Here is a 19,355-nt window from a genome sequence, read left to right as displayed (position 1 = left end):
GTCGACTTTTAGTTTTCTGAAGGCTAAGCCATTGTTGTTGTGCTGCCATTGCGCTAATTCCTGACTTTCGGCTGCGGTCATTTGCTGGGGAGATATTTTGCCCCAGATGGCATAATTCCAAAGGTATAAAAGATTGCCGTTTTGGTTGGCCGGAAAATCGGTGCTAACAAAAGCGTTATAATCCTTAACGGTATATTTTCTACCGTTGGGCGTTAAGGTAAAGTAAACAAAACCTTTCGGGAAATTATCGTGCTTTGATGCAATCTTGAAAGCCTGAAAAATACCCGATTTAGTTTTTTGTATACCAATGGTAATGGTGCTATCCGGATTGGTATAAATGCCTTCAACGGGTGCTAATTTATTTTTAATATTTTTATCCTGAAAATAAGCATCGGCATTAGGAATAACTAAACTGTCATAGTCCTGCTCGTTTCTATACGCCAGCAAAAAATGTTTATCGTCAAAGAACCTGATATAATCCCGAATAAGATAGTAGCACTTTTTGGGCTCATTTATGCCGGCGGCTTTTTGTTTTAGTTTTTGTACCAGAAGATTATATTCTTTCGTTGTTTTTGCGGTTACCTTAGCCGGGTAGCCCGCGTAATTTTCTTCTGTTTTCCGAACGGTGGTATTTAAATTATCAGAACAGTTGCAGGTGTTTGCTTGTCCGTATCCGATAAGTAGTTGAAAGCAGAATAAGGTTGTAAGCGCTAGCCGATTGATGCTACTTTGCATAGTTTAAGTTTAACGAGGTAAGGCTGATTAATTAGGATAAAGACTTAATAAGGTCTGCTCCTGATATTTATACACCCTTACTGCCCGTAAAATATTCAGGTAATAAGGGTGTATGCGTACGCTTTAAAAACTTAAATATAGCAGGTTTAGGCAAAGTACCTCCGGCGAAACTAATTTTTTAACTTACAGCAGCAATAAACCTTTTTCCCGCAGCAACAGCCACTCCGGCGAAATCAGGAACTGCGAAAACGGCATGCCTGCCTCCGCCGGAAAACTATCTTCCAAATCTTTCAGCAATAACTTTGTTTCATAGTTATGGTGAAGCTGGGTGAGCGTTTGCCGGAGCCAGTTGCCAATTATGGAGTTGGTTTTTAGCTGAAAATCTTCGGCTTTTTCGTAAAAAGTTAGTACCGCGCGGGTAATATTTTTGCCTTTTTTCGTAACGGTAATTTCTTCTAATTCCGGTACATTGCCTAACCAGAAAACCCGCAGGTTACGTTTTTCACTGTCGGGTTTGGGAGGTGTATTAATGGCTTGGGCAATGAGGTGGCGCGGGTGCGAGGGGCGCGGCACTTTTGCATCGAACCAGAACTGCAGCGGTTCTTCCAGCCCAATGCCATGCATGTAATTATAAATAGATTTAGATAAGCCCTGGGCAAAAAGTTCGTGGTCGGCGCCTTGTGGATCATCGTGCCAAAGGTCGTTATCGGCAAAGTTACCGGCCGGCGGACCTACTTTTACCACGCCGTATTTTTCCGGATTTTTACCTACGGGGCTATGCGCCGTCATGGAAAAGCGGTGCCAGAAGCCCGATTGAATAATGTTTTGCTTAAATAATTGCCGCACTACTTCCAAGGAATCGATGGTTTCCTGGGCGGTTTGGGTGGGGAAGCCGTACATGAGGTAAGCGTGCACCATAATGCCGGCGTTAGTAAAGCCTTCGGTCACACGGGCCACCTGGGCAATGGTAACGCCTTTTTCCATTTTGGCCAGTAACCGGTCCGAAGCAACTTCTAAACCACCCGAAACCGCAATGCACCCCGAAGCCGCCAGTAAGCGACAAATATCGGGCGTAAAAGTTTTCTCGAACCGAATATTGCCCCACCAGGTAATTTTTACGTGGCGGCGCAATAATTCAATGGCTAAATCCCGGAGGGCGAGTGGGGGAGCCGCCTCATCTACAAAATGAAACCCGGTTTGGCCCGTTTGGGCCACAATTTCTTCAATGCGGTCAACCAGTAAAGTAGCCGGGGCGGTTTCGTAGCGCGAGATATAATCTAGCGTGATGTCGCAGAAAGAACAGCGTTTCCAGTAACAGCCGTGGGCTACGGTTAGTTTGTTCCAGCGGCCGTCGCTCCAGAGCCGGTGCATGGGGTTGGTTACTTCAATTACCGATAAATATTCGGTTAAGGGCAAATCGCTGTAGTCGGGGGTGCCTACTTCAGTATGCGGAATATTAGCATCAGGGCAATTATTCTGGTAAACTACCTGGCTATTTTGCAGCATAAAAGTGCGCTGTAACTGTTCGGCCGGACGCAGGTTTTGCCAATATTCCAGAATCTTCAGCCACGGACCTTCGCCATCATCTAAAGTAACAAAATCAATATAATTAAATAAGCGAGCTTCTTTTAAACTGCGCAGTTCGGTATTGGGGTAACCACCGCCCATTAAAGTTTTAACTGCTGGGTATTGAGCCTTAGCAAATTGGGCCAACCGCAAAGCTCCGTATAAATTACCCGGAAACGGCACCGAAAAACCAATTAAATCGGGTTGTACAGCAGCTAATTTTTCGGCCATTAATTCCAGTAACATTTGGTCAACCAGGTTGGGAGCGTCTTGCAAAGCTGTGGCTAAAGGCTCGAAAGAGGTGGCCGATAAAGCTAGTTTTTCGGCGTAGCGGCTGAAGCCAAAGTAGGGGCAAACGGTTTCTTTAATTAAATCGGCTAAGTCTTCTAAATAAAGCGTAGCCAGATGCCGGGCGCGGTCGGTTATGCCCATGTTGCCAAAGGCGTATTCTAAATCGGCTATTTGGTCGAAACGCGAAGCTTCGGGCAAAAAACCGCTGTAGCAGATTTGCTGGGCAAGCGTATTGTCTTTGTTCTGCAAAAACCGGATTACCGGCTCAATGGTTTGGAGGTAATAAGGCCGCAGCCGTAATATGCGTTTGCTGTTTAGCGAAATATTGCCGGTGGCCTGACTGGCCGCATCAAAAATACGGGTAAGACCTTGGTGGGAAAACATTTTTAAAACCAACTCAATCCCGAAATCGGCCTGGTAAACCGTATAACCTTGCTTGCCCAGAAAACCTTTTAGGTAAGCGGTAGCCGGGTAAGGCGTGTTGAGCTGCGTAAGCGGCGGGGTAATAAGCAGAATAACCGGTGTTTTCAAAAGAATAATATTGGCCTTGGGTATAGAACAACCGGTGTTTACCGGAAGTTTATTCCGGCTCAAATTTAACCTAAATTATTTAAGAGATATAATTAGCGAGTTCTCTAAACCGGCAAAGCAAAGCCACCCAATTTAAAGCAGTTTCTTAAGTTGTGATTCTGGCAATTAGCTAAACGCCTGAAAATACCGTTTATACCCATTGCTTTATGTAGGCAGTAATTTTACACCTTAAAATACAAGTTAAAGCAAGCGTTTAAAATTTTAATTAGACTTAATAGATATTTTTATGTGTTCGAACACAATTGTATTATAAAATAAGGTGTTCGAGCACAAATTTTATTTTATTTATTTGTTTATTATTTGATAATTTTTAAATTTGTTTTTACGGCAGTTCTATAAAATAGAAATAAGAATAAGGGAGCCCCACTGTCTTGTTTGGTTTGGGCAATTATTTCTTTAATTATTAAATAATTGCCTTAACTGTCTAAAGTAAATTTCTGAATTGTAATTATATAAATTTATAATTAGCGCAAAAACATCAGGAGTACCTCTCAGCGTTGGCCAAATAAGGAAGAAGAGAGAGGTTTATAGCATATACTAAATAGTTTTACTGTATTTTCTAACGCTTTTATTCTTGAACTTAACCAAGAATGAATATTGGCGAAGCTTTTTCAAAAATAAAAAAGCTTCCGGTGTTTTATTAAATAATATTACCCATTTGCAGTATTATTCATAACCATGTATGTCTTTAATTCTAACCCCGACTTCTATGTTAAAGAAAATTACGCCGTTTTATTTTAAAGCATTTCTGCTTTATAGCTCCGTTGCCGTCTGTTTTACGCCGGATAAAGCCTGGGCCGGAAGCAAAGAAAATTTATTACTACTGCAGTCTGCGCCGGGTTTGCCGGTAAAGGGTAAAATTGTAGATGCCCGCGGCGAATCGTTGGTAGGCGTAACTGTTATGGTAGAAGGAACTACCATTGGTGCCCAAACAGATGCACAGGGGAATTTTGTTCTGAATGCGCGTACTCCCAACGATGTGCTAGTAGCCAGTTTTATTGGTTTTAAATCAATAAAAGTGCCTTTACAGGGTAAAAAAAATGTTACCATTACCCTAGAAGAAGATGTATCCAAGCTAGATGAAGTGGTGGTGGTAGGCTATTCCAGCCGGTCACAATCGGAGTTGGTAAGTTCGGTTTCGGTGGTAAAAGGCAATGAGTTACGTGATGTTACCAGCAACAATACGGCTAACCTGTTGCAGGGCAAAGCCGCCGGGGTAGTGGTTTCTAACAGCAGTGGCCAGCCGGGGAGTTCGCCTACGGTGCGCATCAGGGGTACGGGTTCCATATCGGCCGGGGCCGAACCTTTATACGTGGTAGACGGAGTAATTGGCGGTACCGCTAACCCTACCGATATTGAAAGTATTTCGGTGTTAAAAGATGCCGCCGCTACGGGTTTGTACGGTTCGCGCGCCGCCAACGGCGTAATTGTAATTACCACCAAAAGCGGTAAAGCCGGTAAAACCAAAGTAAGTTATAGTGGTACTACCGGCGTGGCCCGGGCTACCAATGGCCGGTTTGAGTTAATGAACGGGCAAGAGCTGTACGACTTTACCAATACCATGTACCAGAACGATTATACGGGTAAGCGCAATACCTACATTGCCGAATTAACCCGTACCACTCCCAACCCGTCGGAAAGCCAGATAAATAATTATTTAACTTCTAAAGGCCTGGCTTTAAATTATAATGATTACGTAAAAGGTATTTTGCCCGCCACTCCGGGCAATACCAACTGGCAGGATTTGGCCTTCCGTACAGCTACTACCAACAACCACCAGGTTGCCCTTTCGGGCGGTACCGAAAAAACCAGGTTTTACATTGGCGGTAACTACTACCAGGAACAAGGCACCCTCATTAATACTGATTTTGAGCAAACCAACTTCCGGGTTAATTTAGACCACAACATCAACCCGAAACTAAAATTAACTACCCGGGTAAATGCGCAGTTTTCTAACCGCAGCAACGACCCCAGCGATGCCATTGTAGATTCTTACATCAACATGCCCTGGGATAATCCTTTTAACACCGACGGTTCTGTAAAATACGTAGCTTCGAATACCGAAGGTTGGTTTGGCCGCGACCGGAATAATTTTTTATATGTTAGCCAATACAATTATAACCGGCAACGTTCGCAATCGCTTACCGGCGATTTAAAGCTGGAATATAATATTTTTGACTGGCTCACTTTTTCTACAACCAACCGCTATTCCACCAGCAACTCCCGCTCCGAGTACAACAGCGATTCGCGTACGCCCAACGGCCAATCGGTTAAAGGTGAATTAAGCAACACGTACGGGTATAGCAATAGCTTTTTAACTTCTAACCTTTTAATTCTGGAGAAAGCCTTGGGGCAACATACCCTGCGGGGTATATTAGGTGCCGAATCTCAGACGAATTATTCTGATGGCATGAATGCTACCGGCCAGGGAATCTTTCCGGATTTACAAACTTTGAGTTCGGCGGCTACGCCCCGGGCTTTGGGCGGGTACAAACAAAAAAATAATTTTGTTTCGGGATTTGTAAACGTAGACTATGATTTTAACAGCCGGTATTTTGCTACGGTTTCTTTCCGGCGCGATGGATCTTCCCGGTTTGGCCGCGATAACCGCTACGGCAACTTTTATTCTTTTGGCGGCGCCTGGGCTATTTCTAACGAAGCGTTTTTCCAGGGTTTAACCAACACCGTGCACTTGTTTAAAATCCGGAGCAGTTACGGTACCACCGGTAATGCCAATATCGATGATTTTGCCGCCCAGGATTTATACCAGTTTAACGTGCAGTATGCCGGGCAGCCCGGCGGTTTTCCGCGCCGCTTAGCCAACCCCAACCTAACCTGGGAAAAAGCGCATACTTACGATGTAGGCGTAAATATTGGCTTATTTAACCGCATAGACCTGGCCGTAGATGTTTATACCAAACGCAATAACAATATTTTGCAGGATGTGCCGCTTTCTTCGGCTACCGGTTTTTATTTCCAAACCCAGAATATTGGTGCCGTCCGGAATAAAGGTATTGATATTGAGTTGAGTACCCAGAATATTAAACAAGGCCTTACCTGGGAAACCGACCTGAATTTTAGCTTAAACCGGAATAAAGTTTTAGAATTATATGGTGGCCAGCCCATTGAAAGAGGCAACCAGCGCATAGAAGTAGGCCGCCCAATTGGCTCCTGGTTTATGCGGGAATGGGTGGGCGTAGACCCGGTAAACGGCAATCCGCTGTGGTTACTTCGGGAAACCGACCCCAACAACGGCGTAAAAGAAAGCAACACTACTGCCTATAACAGTGCTACCCGGGTATATACCGGCATTGCCAATCCTAAATTTAGCGGCGGTATACGCAACACCTTTGCGTACCAGGGCTTTACTTTAGCAGGTTTTATGAGCTTTGTGTACGGCAATAAAGTATACAACGCCAACCGCGAAATATTTGATGCCGATGGTGCTTATCCTACTTATAACAGCATGCGGATGATAGATGGCTGGAACCGTTGGGGAAAAGAAGGCGATAACGCTACGCACCCCAAAGCAGTACTGGGCGGTAACAATGCCTCTAACAAACCTTCTTCGCGGTTTCTGGAAGATGGCAGCTACCTGCGTTTAAGAAACGTTACCCTTTCTTACGACCTGCCTACCGCTTTTCTGAGCAAATATAAAGTTGGGGCTATGCGGGTGTTCCTGAGCGGCGATAATTTGTTTACCTGGACCAAATTCTCGGGTATGGACCCGGAAGTAGACCTGGAAAGCGGTACCGCCAACGGCAAATACCCCATCAGTAAAAAATATTTATTTGGTGTAAACTTTGATTTTTAATTCTAATTCTGCTTAAAGATGAGACCTGCTACTTATAATAAATATATTTTCCTGTTTTCGCTGGGGGGCGCTTTACTGAGTGGTTGTGCAAAACAACTGGATATTAAACCCTATGATGGCCTGACCATACAACAGACCATTAGTACGCCCGAAGGATTGAAGGCCGCCACTATTGGCAATTATACCTATATAAAAGATGCCTATTATGTCCGGAACTACCACATCATGGCCGAATACCCCAGCGATAATGTTTCGTTGAGCGGTACCACGGCCGATCCTTTGTTCTATGCCTATAATTACCGGCACCTGAAAACCATGGATGTGACCACCAACTTTTTCCGGAAAGCTTACCAGGCCATTTATGGTACCAACGTAGTAATCGAAAATCAAAAAGAAGGGCAGTCGCCGGAACTGGACCAGATTTTAGGCGAAAATTATTATTTGCGGGCTATGGTGCATTTTGACCTGGTAAACCTTTTTGGCCGCCCCTATGCCCAGGACAACGGCGCCTCGCCGGGCATTATGATCCGGACCAACACCAATTTAAACGATTTGCCGGCCCGGAGCAGCGTTAAAGAAGTGTACGATTTGGTTGTGAGCGATCTCCAAAAAGCCGCCAGCTTAATGCAAAGCGAGAAAAACAGCAGCTTTGCTTCTAAAGAAGTAGCCAATGCTTTGCTGGCGCGGGTTTACCTCTACATGGAACAAAACGATAAGGCCATTGAGTACGCAAATAAAATTATTAATTCCGGACGTTATAGCCTGGTTTCTACGGCCGACTTGCCTAAATATTTTACGTTTTCGAACGAAGCGAACAAAGAAACCATTTTTGCCATTCGGCACACCCTGCAAGACGACCGCGAGTGGGGTGCCATTGGGTCGATGTATTTGAGCGATGGCAAAGGTTGGGGTGAAATGTACGCTTCGGAAAGTTACCGGAATCTGGTAAATAAATTTGCGGCCGATAAGCGGCGCGAGTTTGTGGTACCGGTTTACGAAAAAAATGCCGATGGTACCGTTAGAACCGATGCCGGTGGTAACCCGGTTTTAGCCCGCAGAAACGGCTATGCCAAATATTATATTACCAAATATTCTTACCAGGAGGGAGCCGTTACGCTTAGTTCGCCGGTCTATTTACGCCTGGCCGAAATGTACCTGACCCGGGCCGAAGCCAATGCCAAGTTAGGTAATACCGAGGCGGCTCTGGCCGACGTAAATTTCATCCGGACGCGGGCGGGCTTATCGGGCAATGCGCTTTTTAGTGCGGGTAACATGATGGGCTACACCAGCGTGCTGGACGTAGTGTTAGACGAGCGCCGCCTGGAATTTGCCTTTGAATCTTTGCGCAAGTTTGATGTTTTCCGGAACAAACGTACCATGGTACGCAACTACCCCGGCACTCATATTCTTTCGGGACAAACTACCCAGGAAATTCCTTACACCGATAGCCGCGTGGTATTTTACATTCCGGAAGCAGAAATAGTATTAAATCCAAAGCAAACCCAGAACCCCGATTAAGGCTAAGGTAAGTGCTGGCCGGAGCTTGCTTATACCGGGTAAGCTCCGGCCGGTAAACGGCTTTTTACTACTTACATATTTGCCCCAATATTTACCCAAAAGGTTAATCTGAAATTTGCATTGCCCAAACAGGGCTTAGGCAGGTTTATACACCCAGAGAACTTTAAACTTATTAAAATATTGGTTTTGAGGCAGAATAATAGAAGTTTCTGCTGGTTTATCTCCGCAATTTTTGCTTTTTTAAGGCATCGCCAAAATAAAATTATTCTTTTATGCAAACAGTAACGGCACCCGTAGCAGATGCGCCCATTGTAAATACCGCCACCGTTAGCCGCCGGATTGCTTCCGTGGATGTATACCGCGGTTTTGTGATGTTGCTCATGATGGCCGAAGTGCTTTCTTTTAGCCGGGTTTCAGAAGCTTTGCCCAATAGTAAATTCTGGGAATATTTAAGTTTTCACCAGAGCCACGTGCCCTGGGTTGGTTGCTCGCTGCACGATTTAATTCAGCCTTCTTTTTCTTTCTTGGTGGGCGTAGCGCTGCCTTTTTCGTTGGGTAGCCGTTTGGCCAAAGGCGCTACTTTTGGGGCTTTGCTGTGGCATACCCTGGTGCGGTCGCTCATTTTAATATTGCTGGGAATATTTCTGCGATCGATGCACTCCGAGCAAACCTATTTTACTTTTGAAGATACCCTTACCCAAATTGGCTTAGGCTACACTTTTTTGTTTTTGCTGGGTTTTTATTCCCAAAAGGTACAAATAGGGGCTTTAGCTTTGCTCTTAATCGGGTATTGGGCAGCTTTTGCTTTTTATCCGTTGCCCGGCACAGGCTTCGATTATACCTTGGCGGGCATTACACCAGATTGGGAGCATAACTTGCAGGGCTTTGCGGCCCACTGGAACAAAAACACCAACTTTGCCTGGAGTTTCGACCGTTGGTTTCTGAATTTATTTCCGCGGGAAAATACTTTTACGCACAACGGCGGCGGTTACTCTACGCTCAGCTTTATTCCTACTTTGGGCACCATGATTTTGGGTTTACTGGCCGGTAATATTTTAAAAGCAACCACAGTTCCGGCTCAAAAAGTAAAGCTTTTTGTTATTACCGGGGCACTGCTGTTGGTGGGCGGCGTAATATTGCATGTAACCGGTATTAACCCCATTGTAAAACGCATCTGGACACCGGCTTGGGTATTATTTAGCGGAGGCTGGTGCTTCTTGTTTTTAGCTTTTTTTTACGGCGTAATCGATGTGAAGAATCACAAAAAGTGGGCTTTCTTTTTAATGGTTATTGGCATGAACTCCATTGCCGCTTATATTCTCGCCGATGGGTTCGGGCCGTTTATAGGCCAATCTTTAGCCATTCATTTAGGCCAGGATTACAACCAAATATTTGGTTTGCCTTACGCCACATTGGTAAAAGGTACCCTGGTGTTACTCATAGAATGTTGGGTTTTGTACTGGATGTACAAGAATAAAATATTTATTAAAATATAGGTTAAACGTAAGCCTGGTATTTTCTGTCGGTTTTGCCTTTTGTAAAGGTTGTCCAATCTGCCAGCTCCTGGCTAGGCGCTAAATTCAGGTAAATAAATTTATTCTCCATTAAATAAAAACAGCACCGGTTTATGACATCTGTTACCCGCAAGTCTAGCTTAGTTTTAGTTATTTGTTCTCTTTTATTTTCGTTGCCTAACTGTTCGCAAAAGAAAACGCCGGCTGTAACCACGGCAGCACAAACCAGCACCGCAACACCTGTCGCCGAATATTATACCCTGGCTGATTTTGCTACAATTAAAAAAGTAGATGCCCATTTTCATATCCGGCGCGACGATGCCGCCGCTATTGAACAAGCCCAGGCCGATAATTTTAGATTGGTAAATATTAATGTAAATGCAACGTTACAGGATGCTATTGCGCCACAACGCGACTTAGCGGTAAAGTACTTGCGGGCTTACCCCGAACAGGTAAGTTTTGTAACCACTATTCCAATAAAAAACTTTAACCAACCCAATTGGGAAAAAGAAGCCATTGCGTATTTAAAAGATTCATTTGCCAAAGGAGCCATTGGGGTTAAAACCTGGAAAAACATAGGCATGGAACTGAAAGACAAAGACGGCAAGTTTGTCATGATCGATAATCCAAAATTTGATCCGGTACTGGATTTTATCGCCCAAAACCAGGCTACTTTATTCAGCCACCAGGGCGAACCCAAAAACTGCTGGCTGCCGGTAGCCGAAATGACGGTAGAGGGAGATAAAAATTACTTTACCGAAAATCCGCAGTACCACATGTACAAACACCCGGAGTATCCGTCTTATACAGACCAGATTAATGCCCGCGATAATATGCTGGCCAAACACCCCAACTTAAAAGTGGTAAGTGTGCATTTAGCCAGTTTGGAATGGAACGTAGACGAAATAGCCAAACGCCTGGATAAGTACCCGCATTTGGCCGTAGATATGGCTGCCCGCATTGCCCACCTGCAGCACCAGGCCGCTACCGACTGGCAAAAAGTACACGATTTTTTTATAAAGTACCAGGACCGAATCTTGTACGGCACCGATATTATTGTGCGGGCTGGCGAAAACAATACGGCGACTGCAGTAAAAGCCGATATGCACAACACCTGGCTAAACGACTGGAAATTCCTGACCACCGACGAGCAACTACGCAACAGCAGTAATACTACTTACCAAGGATTAAAGCTGCCGCGCCAGGTAGTAGATAAAATTTATTACCAGAATGCCCTTAAGTGGGTACCCGGTATGGCTAAACCCCAGAAAGCTTCTTAACTGCCCGCGCAGATATTAAAAGAACAAAGTTGTAAATGGCTAAAGCTGTGGGCTTATAGTAAGCAATGCTGGTACCAGCAGGTGTTTAGATTATAATAAAGGTAGTAAAATCCGTATGCATAAAGTAGCCTCCATATTTCTGGTAAAAATTATTCTGTTTACCGGGTTTATGCTTTTAATTTCCTGTACGGTAACTAAAAAAGCAGCGATAAATTATTACACTGTCGAGGATTTTAATAAAATTCAAAAAATTGACGCCCACGTTCATTTAAGTACCAGCGATACCACCATTATCAGTCAGGCCAAAAAAGATAATTTTCATTTATTAACGGTAAATGTAGATGGTCCTACGCTGGCGCAGCAACGGACTTTGGCCATGCAGCACGTACAAGCTTTTCCGGAACAGGTAGCGTTTGCCTGCAGCTTTACCGTTAAAAACTGGACCGACCCAGACTGGCAGCAGCAAACCATTGCGTACTTAAAAAATGCTTTTGCGCAGGGCGCCATTGCGGTTAAAGTCTGGAAAGGGATTGGCATGGAGCTGAAAGACCCGGACGGTAAATTTGTAATGATTGATGACCCGCGCTTTGACCCGGTTTTCGATTTTCTGGCGCAGCATCATATTCCGTTAATTGGCCATTTGGGCGAGCCTAAAAACAGTTGGCTGCCTTTAGACCAAATGACTGTAGAAACGCCAAAACGGTACTTCAGCAAAAATCCGCAACACCACATGTACCTGCATCCGGAGTACCCCTCTTACGAAACGCACATGCAAGCCCGCGACCGCATGGTAGCCAAGCACCCCAATTTAAGATTTATTGGGGCGCATTTAGCCAGCTTGGAGTGGAGCGTAGACGAAATTGCCAAACGTTTAGATAAATTCCCCAACATGGCGGTAGATATGGCCTCGCGGGTGGTTTACCTGGAACACCAAGCCGTTACCGACTGGCAAAAGGTGCGCGATTTTTTAATAAAATACCAGGACCGGCTTTTATACGCTACCGACCAGGGCACCTATGCCGCTGATACCCGCCCGGCCGCTGAGGTTAACCGGGACTTGCACGGCGTTTGGCTGCACGACTGGACCTTTTTTACCTCAGATGAATTAATGACTAACCGCAACGTGAAAGGCCAATTTAAAGGCATGCATTTACCCCGCGAAGTAATAGACAAAATATACCGCACCAATGCCCAAAAATGGCTGCCCGGCATTACTAAACCTGATAAATGACACCATCTATTTAGCTTATTTATGAAAGTATTTTTACTTAAAGTTGGTGGTTGCAAGATATGGGCAACCGCTTGCGTACTGGTTCTGTTTTTTGCTTCTAACCTCTGGGCCCAGGAAAAAGCTAGTTTAAAATTACTCGATTGGCGACCCCGAAGCGAATTAGTAGTGCCCCAAACCGAGATTACCAAACCCAAATTCCCGGTAATAGATATTCATAACCACTTGGGTAATTTAGATAAAACCGAAACTTTTCTGCGGGAAATGGACCAGGCCGGGGTAACTGCTGTAGCCAGTATGGACGGGCACTCAAAAGACGACTTTTATAAACAGCATTTAAAAAAGTCGGCGGTTGCCAAAGACCGTTTTCTGGTATTTTTTGCACCCGAGTGGGAACGGATTGATGAGCCTAACTTTGGGCAAAAAGAAGCCAAACGTTTGGAAGAAGCCGTTAAAATGGGCGCGCGTGGCGTAAAGGTTTACAAACGTTTGGGCTTGTCGGTAAAAGATAAAACCGGCAAAACAGTACCCGTAGACGACCCGCGCTTAGATCCCATTTGGGCAAAATGCGGCGAATTGAAAATTCCGGTTTTAATGCACGTATCCGACCCAGTTGCTTTTTTCAAACCCATCGACCAGTACAACGAACGCTACGACGAATTGGCGGCACACCCTGAATGGGGCTATTACGGCAAAAATTTTCCGACTAAGGAAGAAATTCTGGGCCAACGCAACCGGGTGCTGGCCCGGCATTCCAAAACCATTTTTATTGGCGCGCACGTAGCTAATCTGCCCGAAAACCTGGGCGTTGTATCGGAGTGGCTCGATGAATATCCAAATTTATACGTCGAGATAGGTGCCCGCATTAGTGAGTTAGGCCGGCAACCCAATACTGCCCGCAAATTTATGGTTAAATACCAGGACCGGGTTTTATTTGGCACCGATACCCAACCCAATGCCAATGCTTACCGGATTTACTACCGTTTCCTGGAAACTGCCGATGAATATTTTGACCCGGCGGGTGGGCACCACCTGCAAGGCCGCTGGATGATTTACGGCTTACAATTGCCCGATGAGGTGCTGGAAAAAATCTACAACAAGAACGCTCAGAAAATATTAAGCGCCGCAGCGAGCAAAACCAAATGAGGTACTTCCGACAAATATTAAAATTCTTGCTTTTAGGTGTAACAATAGCTTGCTTGTGGCCCATTAAAAGCAAAGGGCAGGGAAATAATGCCGGCAGTATAACGGTAAAAGTTACCCCTGATTTTGAATTAACCGGCCTGGAGCAAAGTAAAAACTGGCAAATAACCACCTGGCAGCTATTGCCGCAGCGGCAGGATACCGGCCAGCCCAAAGAAACCAAGTTTAAAGTGCTTTATTCTAAAACCGGGTTGTATTTCTTGTTTTCTTGCCAGGACGAGTTTTTAACCGCATCTAAAACCGCCGACTTTGAAAAGCTATGGCTGGAAGATGTGGTAGAGGTTTTTCTATGGCCCGATTCGCAGCAAACCATTTATTTTGAGTACGAGCTTTCGCCGTTAAACTACGAATTGCCTATTCTGGTGCCCAATTTAAACGGCAAGCAATTAGGGTGGCGGCCCTGGCAATACGAAGGTGCCCGCAAAACCCGGCATGTAACCACCATTACGGGTGGTAAAAAAGAAACCGGTAGCCCCATAAAAAGTTGGGTTGCCGAATTTTTCATTCCGTACGAATTATTGTCGCCGCTAAGTAATGTGCCGCCCCAACCTGGTACGGTGTGGCGGGCCAATATGTACCGCGTAGATTACGACCGGCAGAAAACAGTGCATTGGTCGTGGCAACAAACTCAGAAGTCTTTTCACGATTACAGAAGATTTGGCCGGCTGGTATTTGAATAAATCAGGTTAAATATTTCCCGGTAATATTACTAGCGTTGCGCCAGATGGGGTTTGCCGGTCATGAATACAACGGCATTATACACGTATTTGCCATCGTAAATGGTATGGATGCCGGCCCGCGTAAATTTAGGGTCTACTATAATGTCGCGGTGCCCGGCCGATGCTTTGTACCGGATAAACATAAGTTGCTCCAGACTTTGGTAGGGCTTTATGGCTACGGCTAAAGTTTTTTTATTCATGCCGGCTTTGGCGTAGCAAATCTCGGCACAATACTCGCCGGCTGTAGGTACACCCACGGCTTTTACCCGGTCCCGGATAAGCGGGTACCGTGTATTCTGGTGCAGTTTATTTACATCGTCGCCGCGGCCTTTAAATTTCTTTTTAATGTAATTATCCAGCACCTGTAAACGGGCCGCTTCTTCTAAACCGTAATCGTAGCGCACTTTGGGTAACCCCAACGAAGCTCTATAATTATTTATATAATTAAGTAAATTAGCATTACCGGCTTTGTTGTATAAATTATAATTGGTAGAAGCAGAATCAGGAAAAGCGTAAAACAGAAATAAAAGCAAAAAGAAGTATTTCTTCATAGAAAATAAACTGCTGACTCAGTTTGTAAAAGCTTGTCTATTCAAAAAATTTAAAATATAACGACGTGCGTAAATTTTAAATATACCGGGTTAGTACATTTTTTATGCCGAATATTTTACCTGCGAAAAGATTTTTTTGGAAGTTATTCTAAACGGCCTGCCTGATTATAAGGGCTAAATATCCCTGCAAAATAGGTCTGAGAAGAGGTTTAAGCTTACCCACAGAAGAAACAATCTCGTTCTATCACGAATGTGTACCAAATACTTACAACAGTATAGTCCACTACTGAAAATGGTTGATTAATACGTAAATGCCCGTACCAGAGGCATCATTTACCATAAAATTGAGTTAATTATTTTATAAGCATACTAACAATAATTATGGAATTACAGGAGTCGAATGCAAAAGTGAAGTTGCTTTCCAATGAGGTTAATTTAGATAAGTACGATATTACCGATTGTTTAGATATTTTAAGATACGTGCAAACGTTCGACCAATCTGATTTGCAATCAGACAGTTTTAAAAAATTTATGTATAAGCTTGAGTGCCGGATTAAATCACTTGTCCTTAAAAAATAAAAAGCATACCCTGGCTTATAGAACTTGTCGGTTTTATAGGCCGGATGAAGCGGAAGCTGTTTAATCTTTCGAAAATCTCATATAAGATTGCCCTGGCCGCGTGTTTTCACCGGCAAGTAGTCGGGCAAAACTAAAAGGTTGGCGGTGAAAACACCACCAATGGCGGCTGGGAATACTTTTATAAAACGCTAAATAAGTTTAAGGCAAAGAAAAGCAAATTGTAAAGCGGGTAAAATCTTTTTTACGCAGATTAAAGCAAGCGTAATATTTGATTAACAACTAAACAGGCGGAACTATGAAGGAGAAATACCAACAGTTAATTAGAAACTTACGCTTTTACCACAATAACCTGGCTGGTTTTGAGCTAGAGTATCAAGGCAAGTACCTGCTAATTTGGGAAGAAATGGTAGCGGGTATTTACCCAACATACGAAGAGGCTATACAGGAGGCTAGTTTTAAGTACAATCCGGGAACTTACCTGTTAAAGCAGTGCCAACCGTTGCCGTTAGTACCACGAGTGCATGCGGTTAATGGTATTTTTAGGGCCACTGCCGGGCGATAATAAAGCAGCAACGTTTAGTTTGGGCCAGACGAACAAGGCCACTGATAACCAGTGGCCTTTTTTCTATTTAAGTAATATTTAAAAGATGCTAAGCTTCTACGAGGAGCCGCGCAAGATGTGTTTGCTACGGAAATTTTGATTCTTAATTCTTAACAAAGGCAAGGTCTAAAATTATTACTGCTTTTGCATTTACTTATTTTCAGAAGCAGATGCCGGCTATTTTTATTTGCCCAAAGAAATTAAATTAGCAAATAACCGGTAGGCGCCGGGTACACCGGCGGGTAACTCTCTAAACCAGGAGTAGCCCGTATAAATGTAATTGCCTTTGCCGTACCGGGCAATAAGTAAACCGCCGTTGCGGGCCGGCTCGCCGGGGTCGTTAGACGAAATAATGGCCTCGTATTCTTCGCTCCACTCGTTCGGGAAATATAAGCCGCGTTCCTGCACCCAGCCTTCAAAATCCTGGGCCGTTATTTTATTAGGTGTATTTAATACCGGGTGCTCTGGCCGCAGAAACCGTACTTCGCTGTTTTCGACGGCTACCCGGTCGCGGGAAATCTTAAACGGGTACGGGCCTAAATGGGGGAGTACCAGTTCTTGCGGAGTATTGTACTGTACAATTAAGTTGCCGCCATTTTTTACGTAATCCATTAATTTATCGTGGTGGTATTTAAGCCGGTCTACGGTGTTGTAAGCCCGCACACCCAGAATAATGGCATCAAATTTTTGCAGGTTAGCTGGTTTAATATCTTCGTCTTTCAGGAGGGTAACCTGGTAGCCAATCTGTTGCAAACTGATGGGAATATCGTCGCCGGCCCCCATAATATAAGCTACCTGGTTGCCTTTCTTTTTCAGGTCTATTTTGGCCATTTTAGCTGTAGCTGCCGGAAAATACGTTTGGGCCGGAATGTGGCTGTAATCAATTACCACCAAAGATTGGTCGTAGTTTTGGCCGTTTAAAGTAACCGTAGCGCGGGCCTCGGCTTCCTGGGCCTGGGCCGGCGGAAATACTTTAAATTCCATGCTTTGCTCGGCCCCTTTTAATTTCAGGTTAAAAGGCAAACGGGCGGGTTCGGTGCGCCAGCCGGCTGGTAATTGCAATTGCACCTCGCCCGAAATATTTTCTTTCCCGGATTTTACCACTACCTGCACGGTTTTAGGCTCCGCCGACGAAAACATAAATACTTTCTCGGTGATATTTACAAAAACCGGAGGCGTTACCACAAAAGGCCGGTACACTTCCCCTATAACCGGGTCGCGGCGTTTATACACCACCGGCACCGCCATTTGCAAAGGCAAACCACCCACCGTTAACGAAAAGGTAACTTCGGCTGCGGGCTTGTTTTCGGGTAAACCAACTTCCTGCTGGTCTTCAATCACAAAAGAACCCAGCGTGCCCTTCTTACGCAACCAGTACAATTGCGAATAGGGCATAGTGCTTGGCAAGGTAAGCGTGGTTTTAAAATTTAACGGCTTGTCTTTGGCCAACGAACTATTTACCAGGGTATCGGCAGGGTTAAAAGAGTATTTAATCTTTTGCAAAGTTACCGGTACCGCCGAGCGGTTCAGGGCCTCTACTTGCAGGTTGATGGGCTGACCGGGGGTAGCGGTAAAATCATGGGCGGTTACTTCTAAATACAAACCGGTGGCGGCTTTTATTACCTGTTCTATTTCGGCTAGTTTAATTTTTTTCCAGTAGCTATCGGGTAGTTTGCTTAAGGTTTGGTGGGCGGTAATTAAGGTGGGCACTACTGCCGCCGGGTTGGCCGCATTAAAATCTTTTATAGCCTTAGCTAATATTTTTTCAATTTTATCGCCGCCTTTTACCCGGGCCCAGGTGGTGTTTACATCCTCAAATAAATCCTGGCTGGCTTTTGGGCCTTTGGTGTGTTGGAAATAATCAATAGAGCTGCCCCGCGAACCTACTGAGCCAAACCCCTGGCTTTTGTGCATGCTGCGGCTTTCGGCCGAAATTTCGCCGTAAGATTTACCGATTAAAGGGTTGTAGCCGCCTAAATCTATTTGTAAAAACTCTTTTACGTATTTGTTAAATTCTGCTTTGTCCGGGAAAGCCCAGGTGCTGGTATTCCAGAGCAAGCGTTTGGGTTGCCAGGCTTCTACAAATTTTAATTGTTCCGGAAAACGCTTGGGGTCGCCGGCGGCATCAAAAGCTTCCTCGGCTAGTATGGAAGACGCACTGTGCTGGCCATGTCCGGCCCGGGCATCTACGGGAAAGCGGGTAACCATTACATCGGGTTTAAAATTGCGGATAACCCAAACGGCATCAGCCAGTAGTTGTTCTTTGTTCCAGATGGTAAAAACCTCGGCAGGGTTTTTAGAAAAACCAAAGTCGTTGGCGTGGGAAAAAAACTGCTGCCCACCATCTACGCGGCGGGCTTGCAATAATTCCTGGGTCCGGATAATACCCAGGCCTTCGCTTATTTCGGGACCAATTAAATTCTGGCCGCCATCGCCGCGGGTTAACGACAGGTAAGCCGTGTTGTACAGTTTTTCGTTGGCCATGTAGGAGATAAACGATGTGTTTTCATCGTCGGGGTGCGCGCCCATGTACAAAACACTGCCCAAAACATTTAATTTCTTAAGGTCCTGGAGTATTTCGGCGGCCGACGGCTTGGCTGGGGCTTGGGCAAAAGTATGTTTACCGCATAAAAACAGAAACAAGAGTAGGGTATATTTAAGTACAGCGGGTGTTCTTTTCATACATTAACAGGTAATAACGGGGTAGCTACCAGGTAACGGCAAAGTTTTCAGTTTTATATTATGCCGCACCGTGCCGCCATTTTACCCAAATTTAGGACAGAGAAAGAAATTAAGCTATACTTTGGGGCGATAAGCTGGGTAATATTATTTAAGGGACGTAGCCCCGTGCCTGTTGCGGCAAGCTATCCCGTCATTTATCTTGCTTTTTTACAGTTTTTTGGCAATTTTAAAATAAGTAATTAAGCGCAGGAATATTGGTAGTACTTGATTATATATTTATGAATATATAGTATATTCGTTAATCCAGTTACGTATACACATTAGGAAAAGGCGTAATAAACGTAATACTGGTGTTTATATACAAGTTAGGGGTAAGTTAAAATATAAATTGCAAGAATATAAAAGACCATATAATTCGCCGCCTCCAAGGTCATATAAGGCTTGGCTAGACGACCTTGGACTAAACTGCGTTGGCAACTGTCC

Annotated in this window: 12 protein-coding genes; 8 read left to right on the top strand and 4 right to left on the bottom strand. The window is 44.6% G+C overall.

Features of this window, described 5'->3' with window-relative positions; translation table 11 throughout:
• Both ACO1R6_RS02865 and ACO1R6_RS02860 read right to left on the bottom strand, forming a co-directional pair.
• The coding region (locus ACO1R6_RS02865) for a hypothetical protein (protein WP_486262015.1) at positions 1 to 735 on the bottom strand (735 nt) is incomplete at its 3' end.
• A 183-nt stretch (positions 736 to 918) separates the two neighbouring features.
• Positions 919 to 3,123, bottom strand: coding sequence for a B12-binding domain-containing radical SAM protein (locus ACO1R6_RS02860; RefSeq protein WP_486262016.1), 2,205 nt, complete (start codon positions 3,121 to 3,123; stop codon positions 919 to 921).
• 742 nt (positions 3,124 to 3,865) lie between these two features.
• Here ACO1R6_RS02860 and ACO1R6_RS02855 point away from each other — a divergent pair.
• The 7 genes from ACO1R6_RS02855 (at position 3,866) to ACO1R6_RS02825 (ending at position 14,420) form a co-directional block, all read left to right on the top strand.
• A complete protein-coding gene (locus ACO1R6_RS02855; protein WP_486262013.1) occupies positions 3,866 to 6,997 on the top strand; it encodes a SusC/RagA family TonB-linked outer membrane protein in 3,132 nt (1,043 codons plus the stop codon).
• Positions 6,998 to 7,015: 18 nt separating this feature from the next.
• On the top strand, positions 7,016 to 8,515 hold the full coding sequence (locus ACO1R6_RS02850) for a RagB/SusD family nutrient uptake outer membrane protein (protein WP_486262011.1): 1,500 nt from the start codon (positions 7,016 to 7,018) through the stop codon (positions 8,513 to 8,515).
• Between the two features lie 272 nt (positions 8,516 to 8,787).
• Complete coding sequence (locus ACO1R6_RS02845; RefSeq protein WP_486262010.1) at positions 8,788 to 10,011, top strand: acyltransferase family protein; 1,224 nt, start codon at positions 8,788 to 8,790, stop codon at positions 10,009 to 10,011.
• A gap of 131 nt (positions 10,012 to 10,142) precedes the next feature.
• On the top strand, positions 10,143 to 11,309 hold the full coding sequence (locus ACO1R6_RS02840) for an amidohydrolase family protein (RefSeq protein WP_486262008.1): 1,167 nt from the start codon (positions 10,143 to 10,145) through the stop codon (positions 11,307 to 11,309).
• Between the two features lie 115 nt (positions 11,310 to 11,424).
• Positions 11,425 to 12,540, top strand: a complete 1,116-nt coding sequence (locus tag ACO1R6_RS02835) for an amidohydrolase family protein (RefSeq protein ID WP_486262006.1) — start codon at positions 11,425 to 11,427, stop codon at positions 12,538 to 12,540.
• Positions 12,541 to 12,561: 21 nt separating this feature from the next.
• Positions 12,562 to 13,683, top strand: coding sequence for an amidohydrolase family protein (locus ACO1R6_RS02830; protein WP_486262004.1), 1,122 nt, complete (start codon positions 12,562 to 12,564; stop codon positions 13,681 to 13,683).
• The gene (locus ACO1R6_RS02825) at positions 13,680 to 14,420 is read left to right on the top strand and encodes a carbohydrate-binding family 9-like protein (protein WP_486262002.1); all 741 of its coding nucleotides are present in this window, start codon (positions 13,680 to 13,682) and stop codon (positions 14,418 to 14,420) included. The genes ACO1R6_RS02830 and ACO1R6_RS02825 overlap by 4 nt, the downstream gene beginning before the upstream one ends.
• A gap of 29 nt (positions 14,421 to 14,449) precedes the next feature.
• Here the strand turns inward: ACO1R6_RS02825 and ACO1R6_RS02820 are convergent, their stop codons facing one another.
• Positions 14,450 to 15,010 (bottom strand): CAP domain-containing protein, encoded by a 561-nt coding sequence (locus tag ACO1R6_RS02820; protein WP_486262000.1) that lies wholly within the window; start codon positions 15,008 to 15,010, stop codon positions 14,450 to 14,452.
• Positions 15,011 to 15,884: 874 nt separating this feature from the next.
• On the opposite strand from ACO1R6_RS02820, the gene ACO1R6_RS02815 reads away from it, so the two are divergent.
• Positions 15,885 to 16,151: a hypothetical protein gene (locus tag ACO1R6_RS02815; RefSeq protein WP_486261998.1), complete on the top strand. Its 267-nt coding sequence runs from the start codon at positions 15,885 to 15,887 to the stop codon at positions 16,149 to 16,151.
• Positions 16,152 to 16,373: 222 nt separating this feature from the next.
• Here ACO1R6_RS02815 and ACO1R6_RS02810 read toward each other — a convergent pair whose 3' ends face one another.
• Positions 16,374 to 18,872 carry a PIG-L family deacetylase gene (locus ACO1R6_RS02810; RefSeq protein WP_486261997.1) on the bottom strand — a complete coding sequence of 833 codons (2,499 nt, stop codon included), beginning with the start codon at positions 18,870 to 18,872 and terminating at the stop codon, positions 16,374 to 16,376.
• Between the last annotated feature and the right edge of the window lie 483 nt (positions 18,873 to 19,355).

Source organism: Adhaeribacter sp. (assembly GCF_057359045.1).
The sequence above is the reverse complement of the archived record's forward strand: the minus strand, read 5'-3'. Positions and strand labels throughout refer to the sequence as shown.

Coding starts and splice junctions, on each gene's coding strand:
- ACO1R6_RS02855 (WP_486262013.1), top strand. CDS start 3,866: ATGTCTTTAATTCTAACCCCGACTTCTATGTTAAAGAAAATTACGCCG.
- ACO1R6_RS02850 (WP_486262011.1), top strand. CDS start 7,016: ATGAGACCTGCTACTTATAATAAATATATTTTCCTGTTTTCGCTGGGG.
- ACO1R6_RS02845 (WP_486262010.1), top strand. CDS start 8,788: ATGCAAACAGTAACGGCACCCGTAGCAGATGCGCCCATTGTAAATACC.
- ACO1R6_RS02840 (WP_486262008.1), top strand. CDS start 10,143: ATGACATCTGTTACCCGCAAGTCTAGCTTAGTTTTAGTTATTTGTTCT.
- ACO1R6_RS02835 (WP_486262006.1), top strand. CDS start 11,425: ATGCATAAAGTAGCCTCCATATTTCTGGTAAAAATTATTCTGTTTACC.
- ACO1R6_RS02830 (WP_486262004.1), top strand. CDS start 12,562: ATGAAAGTATTTTTACTTAAAGTTGGTGGTTGCAAGATATGGGCAACC.
- ACO1R6_RS02825 (WP_486262002.1), top strand. CDS start 13,680: ATGAGGTACTTCCGACAAATATTAAAATTCTTGCTTTTAGGTGTAACA.
- ACO1R6_RS02820 (WP_486262000.1), bottom strand. CDS start 15,010: ATGAAGAAATACTTCTTTTTGCTTTTATTTCTGTTTTACGCTTTTCCT.
- ACO1R6_RS02815 (WP_486261998.1), top strand. CDS start 15,885: ATGAAGGAGAAATACCAACAGTTAATTAGAAACTTACGCTTTTACCAC.
- ACO1R6_RS02810 (WP_486261997.1), bottom strand. CDS start 18,872: ATGAAAAGAACACCCGCTGTACTTAAATATACCCTACTCTTGTTTCTG.